Genomic DNA, 17,959 nt, shown 5'->3' on the forward strand with positions numbered 1-17,959 from the left:
GTAACAAAGAGTTAATCGCCCCTAGGCTGAACCCTTTGGGCAGCGCTTGTTTGGCATTGATGCTACGTTATCGCCTATTTATGGGGAATAACCACACTACATAGGCTCTGCCTTGCCTAAATACCTAACAAACTGCTGCAAATTTAACCTTAAAAGGCCAATAGACCCTATATTATCATAAATATTTGCGAAATATTATTTACTCATGCCAACAACGCTGTTAAAATTTGGCCGCAATTCCTTATCTTAGATCCACATGTGAGAAGTTGCCAAAATGCTTAGAATCGCTAAAGAAGCTCTTACCTTTGATGACGTACTTTTAGTACCTGGTCATTCTACTGTTTTGCCACACACGGCAAATATTTCAACTCGCTTAACGCGTGGTATCAAACTTAACTTGCCGCTTATTTCAGCATCTATGGATACTGTTACAGAAGCTCGTTTAGCTATTGCCCTTGCGCAAGAAGGTGGTCTTGGTTTTATTCATAAAAACATGACTATTGAAGAACAAGCGAAAAACGTACGTAAAGTTAAAACCTACGAAGCAGGTATTGTTTCATACCCTGTAACGGTTACTGCCGATTTAACAATTGCAGATGCAATTGAGCTTTCGCACGAAAAAGGTTTTTCAGGCTTTCCGGTTACCGATAGCAATAATGTGCTTGTAGGCATTGTTACTAGTCGTGATATGCGTTTTGAAACTAAGCTTGAACAGCCTGTTTCTACCGTTATGACTAAAAAAGAAAAGCTTGTTACCGTTAAAGAAGGCGCAGCACGCGAAGAAATTTTAGGCTTAATGCACGAACACCGCATTGAAAAAATCCTTGTTGTTGATGATGAATTTAAACTTAAAGGCATGATCACAGTAAAAGATTACCAAAAAGCCCAAGACAAACCTGACGCATGTAAAGACGACCAAGGTCGTTTACGTGTAGGTGCTGCTGTAAGTGTTGGTGCAGGTACTGATGAGCGTATTGCTGCATTAGTAGAAGCGGGTATTGATGTTTTACTTATCGATACATCGCATGGTCACTCTCAAGGTGTTATTGACCGTGTTACTAAAACGCGTAAAGAGTACCCAGACTTACAAATTATTGCAGGCAACATAGCAACAGCTGAAGGTGCGATTGCACTTGCTGATGCGGGAGCGGATGCAGTTAAAGTAGGTATCGGCCCAGGTTCTATTTGTACTACACGTATTGTTACCGGTTGTGGCGTTCCACAAATTACCGCTATTTCAGATGCTGTTGAAGGCTTAAAAGGTCGCGACATTCCTGTTATTGCTGATGGTGGCATTCGTTTTTCTGGTGATATTGTTAAAGCACTTGTTGCTGGTGCATCGTGTGTAATGGTGGGTTCACTTCTTGCTGGTACTGAAGAAGCACCAGGTGAAGTTGAATTATACCAAGGTCGTTATTACAAATCTTACCGTGGTATGGGCTCATTGGGCGCGATGGATCAAAAAGAAGGTTCATCAGATCGTTACTTCCAAAAATCAAACGAAGCAGACAAGTTAGTACCTGAAGGTATTGAAGGTCGCGTAGCTTACAAAGGCCCTATTGCAACGATTATTCATCAGCAAGTGGGCGGCCTGCGAAGTGCTATGGGCTTAACGGGTTGTGCAACAATTGAAGAGCTAAATACAAAACCACAATTTGTACGTGTTACTTCAGCAGGTATGGGTGAGTCGCATGTTCATGATGTGCAAATCACTAAAGAAGCACCAAATTACCGCTTAGGTTAAGCACCTTAATTAGATAAATTATTGGGCTTGTTTTACAGGCCCTCTTTTTAGCCCTTTATAAATATCGGTTGCATTAAATCAACGTTTAATAAAATTGGTATTCAAAGTGGCAGTTAGCATCAGACTTTACGAGATACTCCATGAGCAAAGATATTCACGATTCACGAATTCTCATTTTAGACTTTGGTTCACAATACACACAATTAATCGCCCGTCGTATACGCGAAATAGGTGTTTACTGTGAGCTGTGGGCATGGGATGTGACTGAAGAGCAAATCCGCGAGTTCAACCCACAAGGTATTATTCTTTCTGGTGGTCCAGAATCAACAACACTTGAAAACAGCCCGCGCGCTCCTGAGTATGTGTTTAATGCAGGCGTGCCTGTGCTAGGCATTTGTTATGGCATGCAAACAATGGCAGCTCAACTTGGTGGAAGTGTACATAGCTCTGATAAAAAAGAGTTTGGCTACGCACAAGTTGAAAAAGTAGGCAGCTGTGCATTATTTGATGCAATTGAAGACCATATTACTGATGGCGGCAACGGCATACTCGACGTATGGATGAGCCATGGCGACAAAGTAATGGATATTCCAGCTGGTTTTGCAACAACAGCTAAAACATCTACTTGTCCACATGCTGCAATGTCTAACGAAGAAAAACGTTTTTACGGTGTACAGTTTCATCCAGAAGTTACACACACGCACCAAGGTCAGCGCTTATTAGAGCGTTTTGCTATTGATATTTGTGGCTGTGAAAAATTGTGGACTGCTGCAAAAATTATCGATGATGCTATCGAGCGTATTAAAGAAACAGTTGGCGATGACGAAGTTATTTTAGGCCTCTCTGGTGGTGTTGATTCATCGGTTGTGGCTATGCTTATTCACCGTGCAATTGGCGAAAGACTAACATGTGTATTTGTTGATAATGGTTTACTTCGTTTAAACGAAGGCCAACAAGTAATGGACATGTTTGGTAATAAATTTGGCTTAAACATTGTTAAAGTTGAAGCTGAAGAGCAGTTTTTAAATGATCTAGCGGGTAAGTCAGACCCAGAAGATAAACGTAAAGCCATTGGTCATACGTTTATTAATGTATTTGATGAGCAAGCCAAAAAGCTTAAAAATGCAAAATGGTTAGCGCAAGGTACAATTTATCCTGATGTAATTGAATCAGCGGCATCTGCAACTGGTAAAGCGCATGTTATTAAATCTCACCACAATGTGGGCGGATTACCAGATGACATGAAAATGGGCCTAGTTGAGCCATTACGTGAATTATTCAAAGATGAAGTACGTAAAATTGGCCTAGAGCTTGGTTTACCGTACGACATGCTTTACCGTCACCCTTTCCCTGGACCAGGTTTAGGTGTGCGTGTACTTGGCGAAATCAAAAAAGAATACTGTGATTTATTACGTCGCGCTGATGCGATTTTCATCGAAGAGCTTCACAAAGCTGAGCTTTACCATAAAGTAAGCCAAGCGTTTACTGTATTCTTACCAGTTAAATCGGTAGGGGTTATGGGCGATGCACGCAAGTACGATTGGGTTGTATCACTTCGTTGTGTGGAAACAATCGACTTTATGACAGCGCGCTGGTCACATTTACCTTATGAGTTTTTAGGTGTGGTATCAAACCGTATCATTAATGAAATAGATGGTATTTCTCGTGTTGTTTACGATATTTCAGGTAAACCACCTGCAACTATCGAATGGGAATAATTAATTTTAGTTTTAATTAACTAAGTTTAAGTGATTAAAAAACGGTGAATTAGCATGCTAATTCGCCGTTTTGTTTATTTAAAAAGCAGTTAAACTAAAAGAGTGATTTTTCTCTTTACCTTTGGCGAAACTTCTCTATAATTCGTCGTCATTGCAGGGGCGTAGTTCCAATTGGTAGAACAGCGGTCTCCAAAACCGATGGTTGGGAGTTCGAATCTCTCCGCCCCTGCCATTTCTTCTTTACATCGTTTTTATTACTTCTTATATTGTTCAAATGTCTAATCTACTGAGTTGTTATGCATCCACGTTACGCAGCTATTTTTGATATAGAAAATCTTGAACTCAATCAACATTATTGTCCTCAAGCAAATGAGCAAGCTAATACTTTATCGCAAAGCACGATAGCTAGTTCTTTAACGCTAAATGAGCAACTACTTGCAGACATTAAACTCAGTGCAGAACCTATTATTATAAATAGCGTTGTACAGGGCAGTGAGATGCAATTAAACGACAATAAGCTTACATTGCCAACCCCACAGCTCAACGCCTCTGAGAAGCGTGCTTTATGGGCTTTAATGAGTGAATACCTTGATAAACTTTAAATCAGTAGATGAAACTGCAATACCTCAATTAATGGCCATCGAAACAGCGTGTCATAGCCATCCGTGGACTTTAAATACAATGGGTTCATGTATAGGCGGGCGCTATTTTAATGTTGCCGCATTTGATGAGGCAAGCATGATTGGTTTTTATATTGGTGAAAAAGCAGGGCCTGATTTTACACTTATGGATATTTGTGTAACACCAAGTCACCAGGGTAAGGGTATTGCAAGGCAGTTGTTAGCGCAGTTTATTGAATATGGTGAGCAGCAAAATGCTGAAAACCTCTTTTTAGAAGTTCGCGAATCAAATACGCGTGCTATTGCGCTGTACGAGCGCGCAGGCTTTGCTGAGATGTCAGTGCGTAAAAACTACTACCCAAGTGATAACCCTGCTAAAAATGGCTTTGAAGACGCTATTTTAATGGGTATGGCGCTAGGTTTAAACTTTTCATAATTAAAGTCGGTAATTAGCATTTAAAATATAGAGCCGCTAAAGTACTGCATTTGTACCGTTTTGTAACTTTGCTTTTTAGGTTACTTTGTCGCTAATTGCTTGCTCAATGGCTGCTATTAAATCATTTACCAGCTCGTCTCTTGGTACTTTATTGTTACTTTTTAAGTTCTCTTCAAGTGCCGCAGCGCTATGGTAAATTTCATCAAAGTTAAAGCATCCAGAACTACCTTTAACACTGTGCGCTATACCTCTTAATGCTTCCCAATCATCACAATGCTGCAAAGCTTTAACTTCTTCTAAATATGTAGGTAAGTTAGCTAAGTAATTATCGGCAATTTGCTGAAACTTTTCGCTCTTTAATAGGCTATCCCATTTATTTTGATTATCTTTTTCAAGATGCAGGTAGCTTACGAGTACGTTTTCCAGAGCATCTTTATCAATGGGTTTAGCCAGTGCTTTGTCGCATCCAGCTTCTAGATAAGTGCCTATATCATGGTTCATTACATTGGCAGTAAGGGCAATAATAGGGCCATCATACGCTGCATGACGAAGCATTTTAGTCGCTTCTAATCCGCCCATTACAGGCATTTGCATATCCATAATAATAAGTTGGTAGTCGTTTACGAGCGCCATTTCTACAGCTTGTGCGCCATTACTGGCAATATCGGGTTCAAGGCCCCAGGTTTGCAGTAATAATTTAATTAATAGTTGGTTATCTGGGTTATCCTCAGCCACTAATATATTGGCGTCGAAGCTATTGGTTGCAAACGATAAGAGAGGGTCTTTCTCTGGTATTAACTGGCTTTCTTGCGTTAAAAACTCAAGCATGGGTTGATCATCAGATAGCTGACATGCCACCCTAATTGTAACTCGGCTACCTACACCCACTTCACTTTCAAGGTTTACATCGCCACCAAGTAACAGTGCTAAGTTTTTAGAAATACACAACCCAAGACCTGTACCACCAAAACGACGTGTAGTTGTGGCATCGGCTTGTTCAAACGGCTTAAATACACGTTCTATTTGATGCTCAGACATACCAATACCAGTATCTTTAATTACAAACTCTAGCTTTTGACTTGCTTGTAAATAATGCACACAAATAGACACGCTACCATTTTCGGTAAATTTAACGGCGTTATTAGCAATGTTTATAAGTATTTGTTTTAAGCGGGTCACATCACTATAAATGGTGCGGGGTAGCGGCAGTTGATAGTCGATATTAAGGGTTAATTGTTTTTCTTGTGCCAGTGGTTGAATAATTGATTCAATGTCGTGCACAAGCTGCACTACGTTTAACGCTGACAAATCAACAGCCAGCTTTTCAGCTTCAATTTTAGATAAATCGAGTATGTTATTTATTAACTCTAGTAAGTGTTTTGAATTACGTAAAATAGTGCTTAGGTGTTGTTTGTCATTCGCTACTTTATCGTTGTGTAGTAACTGCTCTGTAAAACCCATAATGGCCGTGAGCGGCGTGCGTATTTCGTGACTCATGTTAGCTAAAAAACGACTCTTAAGTTGATTAGCTTGCTCAGCTTGGCCAATAGCTAACTCAAGTTGGCTGTTCATAGCTTCAAGTGCTTGGGTACGACTTTCCACTTTATCTTCAAGGTGGTGTTTGTATTCTTCAAGCTGTTGTTGGTAGTGCCTTATTTGATTAACCATGTGGTTAAAGTCGTTAAATAAAACACCTACTTCATCATTTGTATGAGCTGGTAAGTGCACCGACAAATCGCCATCACCAACACGGTGGCTTGCAGCACCTAGTAATTCAATTGGGTTAAGTAATAAATTACGTACCACTATAAAAATTAATATTGGCAGGGTGATCACCGAAATAATAACAATTAAGCCTGTTATTAAACTTATGGCTTTACCTGATTGATAAAGCACCCCTTTGGGAATGGTCGATACGTAATAATATCCGCCGGGCATTTGCACTGCAAAAATCATTCGCTCTATTTTGTCTATGCTTGAGAGTTCAATAGTTGAAAGCATGCCGATATCAGCGAGGTCGTGCACTTGATTAAGTTCGTACTCGCTTATGTATTGGCCACGCATATTGTAATCGGAGCTAAATAAAATTTTCCCGTCTTTAGTCAACATTAAATTAAGCGTGTTGTTATATGGCGCTTCTAAAATACTAGAGTTTAGTATTGAAGGTTCTATATGTATTACAATGAAACCAAGCTGCTGTGGTCGTTTTAAATAGTAATCAACACTATAAATTCGTTGAATAAAATACAAACTAGTGGTGCCATCATCCTTTTGAATCATAAATTGCTGTTTACTTAAATTACTTTGCAATACTTGATTAAAAAACGGGTAGCTTTTAGGCGCTGTTGTTAGGTTGTTAGAGTAGTAGGCATCGCTTTTCCCACTGGCTGAAACTAAATTAATGCTAATTATATCGGGATAAGCCTCACTGTAACTGGCAAATACATCCATAAGCGCGCCAAGTTTTCGGGTGTAATTACCGTTGGCACGAATGTCGTTTGCTAAAAAATCACTAAGTACTGGCGAGGTTGAAAGTAGTTTTGCAGTAGAGTGAAAAGAGTCGATATAATTAAATATTTTTTGCTGTTGTTGCTCAACAAAACGGCTCATTATTAAATCAGCTTGTTTTTGTGTTGAATTAGTTACATTGGTGAGCGTAAAGCCACCTAAAAATAGCAGCGGTAGAATAACAAGGGGTGTTATATACCATAATAATCTAATACTTAACTTACTGGTTTTCATGACCAAACGACTTATCCTCCATGCAATCTATCAATAATATGCGTTACGACTTTATTACACAAGCTTGTGGCGGTCTTGGTGGCTAAATTACAATCAGTAGTTGCATGGTATTTAGCTCTGTATTGGTGTTTTTTTATTTTATTAAGTTATTTTAATTTAATAAGTTACATGCTTATAACCGTTATTTTATTGTTCAAAAAAGTTTACATAAATTTACATCTTTTAAAGTCATTTTTTTAAAGATAAATGCTATCACTTAAAATTGAATATTCTAATTTACTCTCAGTTATAAATACCAGTGGGTTAACGCAGGGCTGTTAGCCGGGCCACTAGGTTATCTTCTCAAGCAAGGCTTAAAAATTCTAATGGTGTGCAGAAGCTTGGTGTATTGTGTGCTGATCCTATTTATTTGGCTTATTACTGATTTTTTGTACCTCATTTGCAGTTAGGCTTCCCAAAATCCATATTAATAAAAAAGATCAGCTAATAACCAACCATTGATTGTTTATAAGGCCAAGATCAGCGAAAATAGTCTTCAATTACGATTAACATAACGGATCGCATGTGAAGGGCCAATTTAGGGCTTTTCTGATGGTGTGTTGAGCTTTCGAGGTTGCTCTATACCAATTTTATTAAAACAAGATCGTTCTAGCGTATTAAATAACTCACTAACTACGTTAAAAATTATTCATAGAGAATAACTCTATGTGATAATTTCGCCTTGTTATTGCGCTATTTTATTATCGCTATAATAGAACGCTAATTTAATGCAATTGGTATTATTTAAGCCTTGAAAGCTCAGCATACTTAAAGTGGATAATATCCGTATACAAACTAAAAGAACTTTTTTAATGGCAGATCAAAATCTCCTTAGCGAAATTAATAAACGACGAACCTTTGCTATCATCTCTCACCCAGATGCTGGTAAAACAACCATTACCGAAAAAGTATTGTTATTCGGACAAGCGATTCAACGAGCCGGTACCGTAAAAGGCCGTGGTTCTAACCAACATGCAAAGTCTGACTGGATGGAAATGGAAAAAGAGCGTGGTATATCTGTTACTACCTCTGTAATGCAGTTTCCATATAACAACGCACTTGTTAATTTACTTGATACGCCAGGACACGAAGACTTCTCGGAAGATACTTACCGCACATTAACTGCGGTAGATTCGTGTTTAATGGTTATTGATGCGGCAAAGGGTGTAGAAGATCGTACCCGTAAGCTAATGGAAGTTACACGCCTGCGTACAACGCCAATTGTTACGTTTATGAATAAATGTGACCGTGAAATTCGCGACCCAATGGAAGTGCTTGACGAAGTTGAAACAGAGCTAAATATTGCCTGTGCACCCATTACTTGGCCAATTGGCTGTGGTAAAGAGTTCAAAGGTGTTTATCACATTCATAATGACGAAGCTGTTTTATACAAAACAGGTCAGGGTCATAAAATTCAAGAAGTTCGTACCATTAAAGGTCTTGATAACCCAGAACTTGATATTGCCATTGGTGAAGATTTAGCTGCGCAATTACGCGATGAGCTTGAGCTTGTTATTGGCGCATCAAACGAATTTGATTTAGATCTGTTTTTAGCAGGTGAGCTTTCGCCAGTTTATTACGGTACCGCACTTGGTAACTTTGGTGTTGACCACGTTTTAGATGGTTTAACTAAATGGGCACCAACGCCACTGCCTCGTGAAACCGAAGACAGACTTATTGTCGCAACTGAAGAAAACTTTACTGGTTTTGTATTTAAAATTCAGGCCAACATGGACCCTAAGCACCGTGACCGTATTGCATTTATGCGTATTGTATCGGGTAAGTACAGCCAAGGCATGAAAATGAATCACGTGCGAATTGGCAAGCAAGTGAGCATTTCTGATGCGGTAACCTTTATGGCGGGCGATCGTGAGCGCGCAGCTGACGCTTACGCGGGCGATATTATTGGTTTGCATAACCACGGTACCATTCAAATTGGTGATACGTTCACACAAGGCGAAAAACTTAAATTTAGCGGTATCCCTAACTTTGCGCCTGAATTATTCCGCCGTATTCGTCTTCGCGATCCACTTAAGCAAAAGCAATTATTAAAAGGCTTAGTACAGCTTTCTGAAGAAGGTGCTGTGCAAGTATTTAGACCGCTTATAAACAACGATTTAATTGTGGGCGCGGTAGGTGTACTTCAGTTTGATGTAGTTGTAGCGCGCTTAAAAGCCGAATATAACGTAGATGCTATTTACGAAGGTGTAAACGTAAATACAGCGCGTTGGGTAAGCAGTGACGATGTGAAAAAGTTTGAAGACTTTAAGCGCAAGTGCGAAAGTAATTTAGCACTCGATGGTGGTGATAACTTAACTTACATTGCGCCGAGCCGTGTAAATCTTAATTTATCCGTAGAGCGTTACCCAGAAGTGACATTTAACCACACTCGCGAAAACTAGAATCGACTGACTACAGTTAACTGAAAGCCTGCTTTGGCGGGCTTACAAAGGTAAAAAATATGAATATTCGTACTATTTTAATCGAAAAAGCCATTGCCGCTATGGCGGGCGCAGGCTTACCTGAAGATACAAACCCAGCAGTAACACAAAGCACACGTCCACAATTTGGTGATTACCAAATTAATGCAGCAATGGGCGCGGCTAAAAAAATGAAAAGCAACCCACGTGAGCTTGCGCAAAAAATTATAGATAATCTTGATGTAAGCGATATTGCTCAAAAGACTGAAATTGCTGGCCCAGGTTTTATTAATATTCATTTAAAGCCTGAGTTTTTAGCGCAAAGCGTACAAGCCGCTAACAGTGATGCAAAGCTTGCTGTAAACGAGCATGCTAACCCGCAAAAAGTGGTTGTTGACTATTCATCACCAAACCTTGCTAAAGAAATGCACGTAGGCCATTTACGTTCAACCATTATTGGTGACTCAATTGTGCGTGCGCTTGAATTTAGAGGTGATACGGTTGTACGTCAAAATCACATGGGTGATTGGGGCACGCAATTTGGTATGTTAATCGCGCATTTAGAAGATCAAATTAGCCAAGGTGTAGATTTAGATTCTGTAGCGCTTGCTGATTTAGAAACCTTTTATCGCGATGCTAAAAAGCGCTTTGACGATGAAGAAGGCTTTGCAGATAAAGCACGTAATTACGTTGTTAAATTACAAGGCGGCGACGCACACTGTGAAAAACTTTGGAAACTATTTATAGCCACCTCAGTTAAGCACTCTGAAGAAGTATACAAACGTTTAAATGTAACGCTTACTCAAGCCGATATTATGGCTGAAAGCGCATACAACGCAGAGCTCAACGATATTATTAGCCTACTTAAAGATAAAAACATTGCCGTAGAGTCGCAAGGTGCACAAGTTGTATTTTTAGATGAGCTAGCTAATAAAGATGGCGAGCCTTCAGCGTTTATCGTACAAAAATCTGGCGGTGGCTTTTTATATGCAACAACAGATTTAGCAGCATGTGATTACCGTTCAAATAAATTAGGTGCTGATCGTATCTTAATTTTTGTAGATGCACGTCAAAACCTACACTTTAATCAAGTAGAGCTTACAGCGCGTAAAGCAGGTTTATTACGAGACGAAACAAGTTACGAGTTTTGCCCGTTTGGCACCATGATGGGCGCCGATAACAAACCATTTAAAACACGTACTGGCGGCACAGTAAAACTTGCTGACTTATTAGAAGAATCAATTAACCGTGCAGCTGCAAAACTAGCTGAACGTGAATCGGATTTAAGTGATAGCGATCGCAGCGAGATTGCACGTAAAGTAGGTATTGGCGCAGTTAAATACGCCGACCTTTCTAAGCACCGTACCAGCGATTATATTTTTAACTGGGACAGCATGCTAAGCTTTGAAGGCGCAACCGCCCCTTACTTACAATATGCTTATACACGTATACGCAGTATTTTCCGTAAGTCAGGCGTTGATGCAGCTACATTAAATTCAGATGTTGCAATTATTGAGCCTCAAGAAAAAGCACTAGCACTTAAGCTACTACAGCTTGAAGAAGTACTTGATTTAATGATCAGCGAAGCAACACCGCACGTACTATGTGGTTACTTATATGAGCTAGCAAGCTTATACATGACATTTTACGAAGCCTGCCCAGTACTTAAAGAGGGCGTAGAGCCAAGCGTGCGCGATAGCCGCTTAGTGCTGTGTAATTTGGTTTCTAAAACATTAGAAACGGGATTAGATTTGCTAGGCATTGAAGTTATGGAGCAAATGTAATCACCGTCGTATTTTAACCTAATACTGCGTTATCCAATCCGACTTACCCTAATCACATACAAACCGTATGCTCATAGGGATAAGCCGGATTGGACGCCTTGTCTTAGGCTAAACTACTTAGGTAAACCGTATGCTGCGTGTAGTTCGCTTTGACTGCGTTGTCGTGCTTTTTTAGCCTAAGTCACATACTAAATGTATGCTCCTTGGCATAAAAAAGCACTCCGTCTTGTCAGCACTTCTACACTTGCAGATATCTGAGTTGTGTAGTTTACGTTGTAGGTTGGGTTGAGTGAAACGAAACCCAACGATACGCCTGAGACTCTATGTTTATTACTATCGAATGCACCTGAGGCTCTGTGTTTATTGCTATCGATACACCTGAGACTCTATGTTTACTGCTATCGAATACACTCGAGACTCGGTGTTATTGCTATCGAATGCACCTGAATCTTAATATTTGTTATTACTCAACATCTATTGTTTTAAGCTCGCTACTCTAAGCTCTTTTCTAAGGCTTTATTTAAAGGATTTGTTATGAAACTCGAAGATATCCGCCGTGAATACCTGCAAGACGCGTTAAGCGAAGATAACTTGCAAGATGATCCATTCAAGCAGTTTGAAACATGGCTTGAGCATGCAGTGGCAAGCCAGTTACCCGATCCAACTGCGATGGTTGTAGCAACTGTTGATGAAACCGCTCAACCTTCACAGCGCATTGTGCTTTTAAAGCATCTGGATGATAACGGTTTTGTCTTTTTTACCAATACAGGTTCGCGTAAAGCGCAAGAGCTTAAAGGTAATAACAAAATATCGCTGCACTTTCCGTGGCACCACATGGAACGCCAAGTTATTGTATATGGCGAGGCTAAACCATTGCCTACCTCTGCTGTGGCAAAGTATTTTTTATCTCGTCCTAAAGAAAGTCAATTAGCAGCGTGGGCGTCAGCGCAAAGTCGTCCGGTGTCATCACGTAAAGTACTCATGGAAACCTTCGCCAACATGAAAAATAAGTTTGCTAAAGGTGAAATACCACTTCCTGATTTTTGGGGCGGATATTGTGTAGTGCCCACTAAAATTGAGTTTTGGCAAGGTGGGGCGCATCGTTTGCATGATCGCTTTATATATCAGCGCCAAGCAGATAATAGCTGGCAAATTACACGCTTAAACCCTTAATAAATAGATGAGTAAGTAACCGTGCAATTTATTGACTCTCATTGCCACCTCGACTTTAGCGAGTTTGATTCGAATCGTGAATCGCTCATAAACGAGTGTGTAGCAAAGGGAGTTAATCAGTTTGTTGTGCCGGGGATTACGCTTGCTCAATCGCATACTCTCATAAAACTCAAAGCAACTTACCTAAGTATAAAAATAGCCGCAGGGCTACATCCTTACTTTTTAGAGCAACATAACGAATCGCACATAGAAGCGTTATTTGAATTCGCGACTGCAAATAAGCATCAGTTGGTAGCTATTGGGGAGTGCGGGCTTGATCGAAGTATTGAAAACCTTCCTAAACAAAATTATTTATTTGAGCAGCAAATAGGGCTTTCTAATGAGCTTAACTTACCGCTCATTGTGCATCATAGGCAAAGCCATGATTTAATTGCGCAATCGTTTAAGCGGTGTAAGCCAAAAAACGGGGGAGTGATTCATGCCTTTTCTGGCTCACTTCAACAAGCGCAGTACTATATTAAGCAAGGTTTTAAGCTTGGCGTAGGCGGTGTTATTACTTATGAACGCGCAGTTAAAACACGCGCTGTTATTGCTGCTATTGAGCCAGAGCACTTAGTGCTTGAAACCGACTCACCTTCAATGCCGTTAAGCGGTCATCAAGGTGAAGTTAACACGCCACTGCATATACCTGATGTATTTAACGCGTTATGTGATTTAAAGCCACATAGTGAAAGAGGGACGCTTGCAAAGCAGCTTTACGATTCTTGTTCAGATGTTTTTTGCATATAGCGATTTACCTGCCAACGTTTTAATCCACGCCCTAACTGCCACGTAAAAATACATGCAATCACTAGCATTAATAGTACCTGTCGACCTAAGTCATGAAAATGATTATGGCTGTCGGATATTGCGGCGCGAGTTAAATAAGTAACAGACACAAAGCCTATAGGGCGGTCATCATCGCTTATCACGGGTTCCATAAAAGGTGTTTTTAGTTTACTAATACCCGGTGTAGAGTCAGGGAGTTGTCCATAAATATGATGTGACTGCCAATTATCACTGCTAGCAATTAAAGTGCCTTGTTGATCATAAATAGTCGCAGAAAGCACAAATTCATCTTTACTTATATCGTTACAAATGGCGTTGAGCTGTGGTTTGTTTTTTTCAATAAGCGGTGTTTTAACATTTAAAGCCATAAACTGAGTGAGGCTTTTTGCCGTGCTATCGGCACTATCATAAAGTAACTGATGACTCTGAAAACTACTATTAACACCTACCCAGCTTAGTAATACAAAACAACCAGCCGCTAGTATTAAGCGAACAAGTCGTTTTCTTTGAGAAGCAGTAATAGGGTTTTTAATATGGTTATTTTTCATAGTCACCGTTTATGCTACTGACAGCATTTTGATTTGATGTTACAACTACACTAACTATAACCTTAAACCCCACCTGATGGCGAATTTAGTGTTGAGAATACCAGTTATGATATGCCAATTATCAGGAAAATAAAAATAAACACGGAGATCCCATGTCGCAAATCAACATGGCACAGCAAGCTGCTGAGCAACCATTACAACACTTAACTCTAAATAAATGGTTTAGCTATAGTGGTGGTGTATTTACACCTCTTGATTATATACCAAACAAAGCATTAGGGTTATTTAGCATCGCATTTGCGGGTGATTTTGAAGAAAAACACATTGTTAGCATTATTGACTTTTTAGCTATGCATAACCAAACCGTCACTGCTATATGCCAATATCAACCAGATTTAGGGTTAGCTCCAGCACTGTGTTTTTACGTGCAAAACTCCGATCAAGCTATAAACCCGTTAGTGCTACAAGAGTTTTCAAACACTCTAGATTGTCAATTAGTGCAAGTTGCTACTGCGCCTAATTTATATGAGCCTGGTTTATTGGTTATGGATATGGATTCAACTGCAATAACTATTGAGTGCATAGACGAAATAGCACGGCTTGCGGATGTTTACGACGAAGTTGCCTCTGTAACCGCACTTGCAATGGCGGGTAAACTTGATTTTAGCGAGAGTTTAAATCAGCGTGTAGCTAAACTGGCTGGTATTGAAAAAAGCTTAATTGAAGAACTAAAAAGTGCATTGCCACTCATGCCGGGTATTAAAGTGCTGTGTCAAATTCTAAAACAGCATGACTGGTATTTAGCAATTGCATCAGGTGGTTTTGTACCGTTTGCAGAGCGCGTTCAAGAGCTTATTAATTTAGATGAAGTGCACGCTAATGTACTCGAATTTAAAGACGATAAACTAACAGGTAAAGTACTGGGTACAATTGTAGATGCACAACAAAAAGCAATTATTCTAGAGTCGTTACAACATAAACTAGGGCTTGAGAAGTCGCAAACAGTTGCTATTGGCGATGGCGCAAACGATTTAATCATGATGGCTAAATCTGGCCTAGGTGTAGCAGTGCATGGCAAACCTAAAGTAGTTGAGCAAGCACAAGCGGCTATTTGTGAAGGGTCATTATTGCAATTGCTGTATATGTTGGCTATTCCGTTAGAAAATGAGCCCGCTCTTTAAAGTTGTTTAAGTTAAACCGCTTAGCGTAAGCGGTTTAACCAGATTAGTTTACGGCGGCCCATTTGTTCAACTTGCTCTTTTTTAAGCTCTAAATGGCTTAGAGCTTCTTCAGTTATATCTACTACGTCCCCCACGCCTGCAACAGCCCATAATGCTTCTTCTAAGTCTTTTGCTTTATGCATTGCATATTGGCTTACGTATTTAAGCTCATTAGATAGGTAGTCAGTATCGGGGCGACCTGTGCGCGAAATATACAAACGCATCACAAATATAAGTTGTGATGTAATGCCTTTACTAATTTGTTTGTAAAAGCTTGAGTAGTCTTCACCTAGGGCGCATTGGCTAACAATAGCCTCTTCAATTTTGCCCTTACGAGGGTCGAAATTAATAGCGAGTGTAAAAGCAAGCGGTGCATCTTGGCGACTGCGATCTTTAATATTAGGCGTTATTACATTAATAATTTGCTCTTCGGTAAGAATACTCGAAAAGTCAGTTTTGTTACCTAATAAGCCAAAATTTTGCAAAATAACATGCATAGGACTGGCGTATAAGCCATAACCAATTGCACCTGTTTTAAAGTGTGCAGCTTCCTTGTGTAAATACAGCGGAAATTGGCATACACTTTTTGTAACCATATTTCTAAGCGCGGTAGATAAGCCTTCTACTTTAGCGGCTTCTTCAGATACTTTAAGTTTGTCTTTATTCCCTTCTATTAGCTGAGTGAAAAAAGTCACGCCAGCATGGGGTAAATCAGCAACACGATTCGCTTTTAGGTTGATAGTAGTGAATGACTTACTAATGGCCATTATTTCGTACTTTAGTTCGCTAAGCTTATGCTTTTTAGTTATTTTTTGAAGCTCAGGAAATGTTAAAAGTACTATATCACCTTTTTTAAATGTGACTGGTTGCTCGCACTCTAATTGCAAACCCATTACAGAAAAGTCACGTGTATAACCGTTAAATACTTCATCATTAATAGTGACGCTAACCGGTGTTTTATAAAGGTAGCGCTTATGCGAGCGTAAATTTACGTATTCAAGTGGCACAATATCTAAATAAGGTGGCGTTTTATGTTTTGCGTGGCCAAAATGTTTAAGCTGATTTACTAACGCTTTATCAAAAGTCAGTTGTTTATAATCTGTTTGCTCTGTTTTATTGCCAATACTTGTAAGTACAACAATATATTTAACGTCTTTTATAAGGCCTTTAACTCGAGGGGAAGGCGGCTTGTTGAGTTTTTCAATATTAGCGCCAGCACTATTAGGTAATGAAAGCGGTATAAAAGAATCATCTGGATGACTTGGCATTATTTGTATTTTAAAGCACTGCCAACTTTCTTTTTGGCTACCAAAACCTAAAAATAGATCACGTAATTTAGGGTTAATATTTAGCTCAGTTCGTGTCGCAGAGTAATAGTAAATTTTACCCGATGATATATGTGTAAATGTATAGAGGTAATCTTCTTTGACCGCGGTAATTTGGGTTAGTAATTGTGTAATGCGCTGATGATTGAGTATATTGTACAAACACGGTGTTTTTCTTTCATCGGTAAAATAGCGCTGGATAAAAATATTATTTTCAGTAGTAAGGCTAAGGCTTGGGTAGTACTGTTCATCTTTTTTGCTTAAAAATACATATAAAGACGTTACACGAGGGATGTAGTATTGCTCATATCCCTTTGATACTACAGCATCGAGCGTGTTATCTAAATTTACTTTATAACGACGTTTATTACCGTGAATAAAGCTTTCTAAAAAGTCATTAAAGGCATCGTTATTTTCGATATAAGTGCGTTTTAAGCGAATGTGGTTGTATTCACGAGAGATATTTTCAACGGCAACAACCTCGTATTGAATACCGTTTTTTAGGCCAAGTTCAAAGTCTTGTTCAAGGCCTACCAAGCGCATTGCTATTAGTTCACCTTTTTTTATAGAGTAGCGCGTTGCAAGCTTAACTTTACAACCGCTTAAAGATATATCTGAGGTGCTAGCAGCAATGTTCTTTTTATCTTTGTAATCAATAGTTACTTTTATTGAGTAATTCATCCGTTCTTCACGGCGGCTCTCGTAAGAGGCAAACTTAATTACTTCAGTGCTTAAGTTACTTTCTGATTCTTGTAGTTCTGATTTTTCGGCGGCTTGTTTTTGTAATACGCGGTGGTTATTTTCTGTATTCATTACGGCTTCGTAAACGGCTAGGGTATATTCACCATGCTGTTTAAGTGCTTTTTCAAACACTTCAATGGCTGTGTCATCCATAAAGTGCTGTTTACCGTTATGCTCATACGGTTTTACTTGGCCCGTCACTAATCCACGAAGATCAACAAAGCGTGCCACTGGCTGAGATAAGCGTGACATTTCCATTTTCATCAAAAATTGCTCAGGTTTGGTTAACCCAGCGGTTTTTGATTTGAAAATTAGGTCAAATTTAGCATTGCCTAAATATGTTTTTAACTCATTCACGAGGTCTTCGTGTTTGAGCATTATGTCATCAGCCATTTATAAAACCATCACCGTCTAATTGAAAAAGTAGGTATACTGTTAAGTCCATTTATTAGAAGTTCAATAAACGTTAAATCGCACTATGTTATTAATATAGGTACAATTATTTTAGTTACTACTGTTTAGCTCTTGTTATTATGTGTTATATGCCATTTTGTTGGCAAGTTACTTTAAACTATTTCAAAGCAAAAAGTATGCCCTAAATTATAGCTAAAAAGAAACACC

At 39.3% G+C, this 17,959-nt stretch carries 12 protein-coding genes and 1 tRNA gene; 10 read left to right on the forward strand and 3 right to left on the reverse strand.

The genetic code is table 11. From position 1 onward, the window contains the following. Positions 1–274: 274 nt before the first annotated feature. From guaB to rimI, 5 genes are all read left to right on the forward strand, one after another. Complete coding sequence (gene guaB / locus I6E85_RS01310) at positions 275–1,744, forward strand: IMP dehydrogenase (RefSeq protein ID WP_002958783.1); 1,470 nt, start codon at positions 275–277, stop codon at positions 1,742–1,744. Positions 1,745–1,884: 140 nt separating this feature from the next. Continuing rightward, on the forward strand, positions 1,885–3,462 hold the full coding sequence (guaA, locus tag I6E85_RS01315) for a glutamine-hydrolyzing GMP synthase (protein ID WP_024590046.1): 1,578 nt from the start codon (positions 1,885–1,887) through the stop codon (positions 3,460–3,462). Positions 3,463–3,617: 155 nt separating this feature from the next. Next, positions 3,618–3,694: transfer RNA gene (locus tag I6E85_RS01320), tRNA-Trp, on the forward strand. A gap of 64 nt (positions 3,695–3,758) precedes the next feature. Beyond that, on the forward strand, positions 3,759–4,064 hold the full coding sequence (locus I6E85_RS01325; protein WP_024590045.1) for a hypothetical protein: 306 nt from the start codon (positions 3,759–3,761) through the stop codon (positions 4,062–4,064). Next, positions 4,051–4,518, forward strand: a complete 468-nt coding sequence (gene rimI / locus I6E85_RS01330; protein ID WP_007581622.1) for a ribosomal protein S18-alanine N-acetyltransferase — start codon at positions 4,051–4,053, stop codon at positions 4,516–4,518. The genes I6E85_RS01325 and rimI overlap by 14 nt, the downstream gene beginning before the upstream one ends. A gap of 75 nt (positions 4,519–4,593) precedes the next feature. Here the strand turns inward: rimI and I6E85_RS01335 are convergent, their stop codons facing one another. Beyond that, positions 4,594–7,260: an ATP-binding protein gene (locus I6E85_RS01335; protein ID WP_024590044.1), complete on the reverse strand. Its 2,667-nt coding sequence runs from the start codon at positions 7,258–7,260 to the stop codon at positions 4,594–4,596. A gap of 851 nt (positions 7,261–8,111) precedes the next feature. Here I6E85_RS01335 and prfC point away from each other — a divergent pair. From prfC to I6E85_RS01355, 4 genes are all read left to right on the forward strand, one after another. Further along, a complete protein-coding gene (gene prfC / locus I6E85_RS01340; RefSeq protein WP_007581628.1) occupies positions 8,112–9,701 on the forward strand; it encodes a peptide chain release factor 3 in 1,590 nt (529 codons plus the stop codon). A gap of 59 nt (positions 9,702–9,760) precedes the next feature. Beyond that, positions 9,761–11,503, forward strand: coding sequence for an arginine--tRNA ligase (gene argS, locus I6E85_RS01345; protein ID WP_007581630.1), 1,743 nt, complete (start codon positions 9,761–9,763; stop codon positions 11,501–11,503). 534 nt (positions 11,504–12,037) lie between these two features. After that, positions 12,038–12,676, forward strand: a complete 639-nt coding sequence (gene pdxH, locus I6E85_RS01350; protein WP_024590043.1) for a pyridoxamine 5'-phosphate oxidase — start codon at positions 12,038–12,040, stop codon at positions 12,674–12,676. Between the two features lie 21 nt (positions 12,677–12,697). Then, on the forward strand, positions 12,698–13,465 hold the full coding sequence (locus tag I6E85_RS01355) for a TatD family hydrolase (protein ID WP_197236487.1): 768 nt from the start codon (positions 12,698–12,700) through the stop codon (positions 13,463–13,465). On the opposite strand, the gene I6E85_RS01360 is transcribed toward I6E85_RS01355, so the two are convergent. Beyond that, positions 13,432–14,052 carry an AhpA/YtjB family protein gene (locus I6E85_RS01360; protein WP_197236488.1) on the reverse strand — a complete coding sequence of 207 codons (621 nt, stop codon included), beginning with the start codon at positions 14,050–14,052 and terminating at the stop codon, positions 13,432–13,434. The genes I6E85_RS01355 and I6E85_RS01360 overlap by 34 nt on opposite strands. A 152-nt stretch (positions 14,053–14,204) precedes the next feature. On the opposite strand from I6E85_RS01360, the gene serB reads away from it, so the two are divergent. Further along, the gene (serB, locus tag I6E85_RS01365; RefSeq protein WP_197236489.1) at positions 14,205–15,233 is read left to right on the forward strand and encodes a phosphoserine phosphatase SerB; all 1,029 of its coding nucleotides are present in this window, start codon (positions 14,205–14,207) and stop codon (positions 15,231–15,233) included. A 20-nt stretch (positions 15,234–15,253) separates the two neighbouring features. Here serB and I6E85_RS01370 read toward each other — a convergent pair whose 3' ends face one another. Then, on the reverse strand, positions 15,254–17,731 hold the full coding sequence (locus tag I6E85_RS01370; RefSeq protein ID WP_197236490.1) for a PilZ domain-containing protein: 2,478 nt from the start codon (positions 17,729–17,731) through the stop codon (positions 15,254–15,256). Between the last annotated feature and the right edge of the window lie 228 nt (positions 17,732–17,959).

Source organism: Pseudoalteromonas sp. NZS71 (genome assembly GCF_015864715.1).
GTDB classification, from domain to species: Bacteria; Pseudomonadota; Gammaproteobacteria; order Enterobacterales; family Alteromonadaceae; genus Pseudoalteromonas; species Pseudoalteromonas arctica.

Excerpts from the sequence above, each read along its gene's own strand:
- pdxH (WP_024590043.1), top strand. The coding sequence starts at position 12,038 with ATGAAACTCGAAGATATCCGCCGTGAATACCTGCAAGACGCGTTAAGC.
- I6E85_RS01370 (WP_197236490.1), bottom strand. The coding sequence starts at position 17,731 with ATGGCTGATGACATAATGCTCAAACACGAAGACCTCGTGAATGAGTTA.
- I6E85_RS01360 (WP_197236488.1), bottom strand. The coding sequence starts at position 14,052 with ATGAAAAATAACCATATTAAAAACCCTATTACTGCTTCTCAAAGAAAA.
- I6E85_RS01325 (WP_024590045.1), top strand. The coding sequence starts at position 3,759 with ATGCATCCACGTTACGCAGCTATTTTTGATATAGAAAATCTTGAACTC.
- prfC (WP_007581628.1), top strand. The coding sequence starts at position 8,112 with ATGGCAGATCAAAATCTCCTTAGCGAAATTAATAAACGACGAACCTTT.
- serB (WP_197236489.1), top strand. The coding sequence starts at position 14,205 with ATGTCGCAAATCAACATGGCACAGCAAGCTGCTGAGCAACCATTACAA.
- argS (WP_007581630.1), top strand. The coding sequence starts at position 9,761 with ATGAATATTCGTACTATTTTAATCGAAAAAGCCATTGCCGCTATGGCG.
- guaB (WP_002958783.1), top strand. The coding sequence starts at position 275 with ATGCTTAGAATCGCTAAAGAAGCTCTTACCTTTGATGACGTACTTTTA.
- guaA (WP_024590046.1), top strand. The coding sequence starts at position 1,885 with ATGAGCAAAGATATTCACGATTCACGAATTCTCATTTTAGACTTTGGT.
- I6E85_RS01335 (WP_024590044.1), bottom strand. The coding sequence starts at position 7,260 with ATGAAAACCAGTAAGTTAAGTATTAGATTATTATGGTATATAACACCC.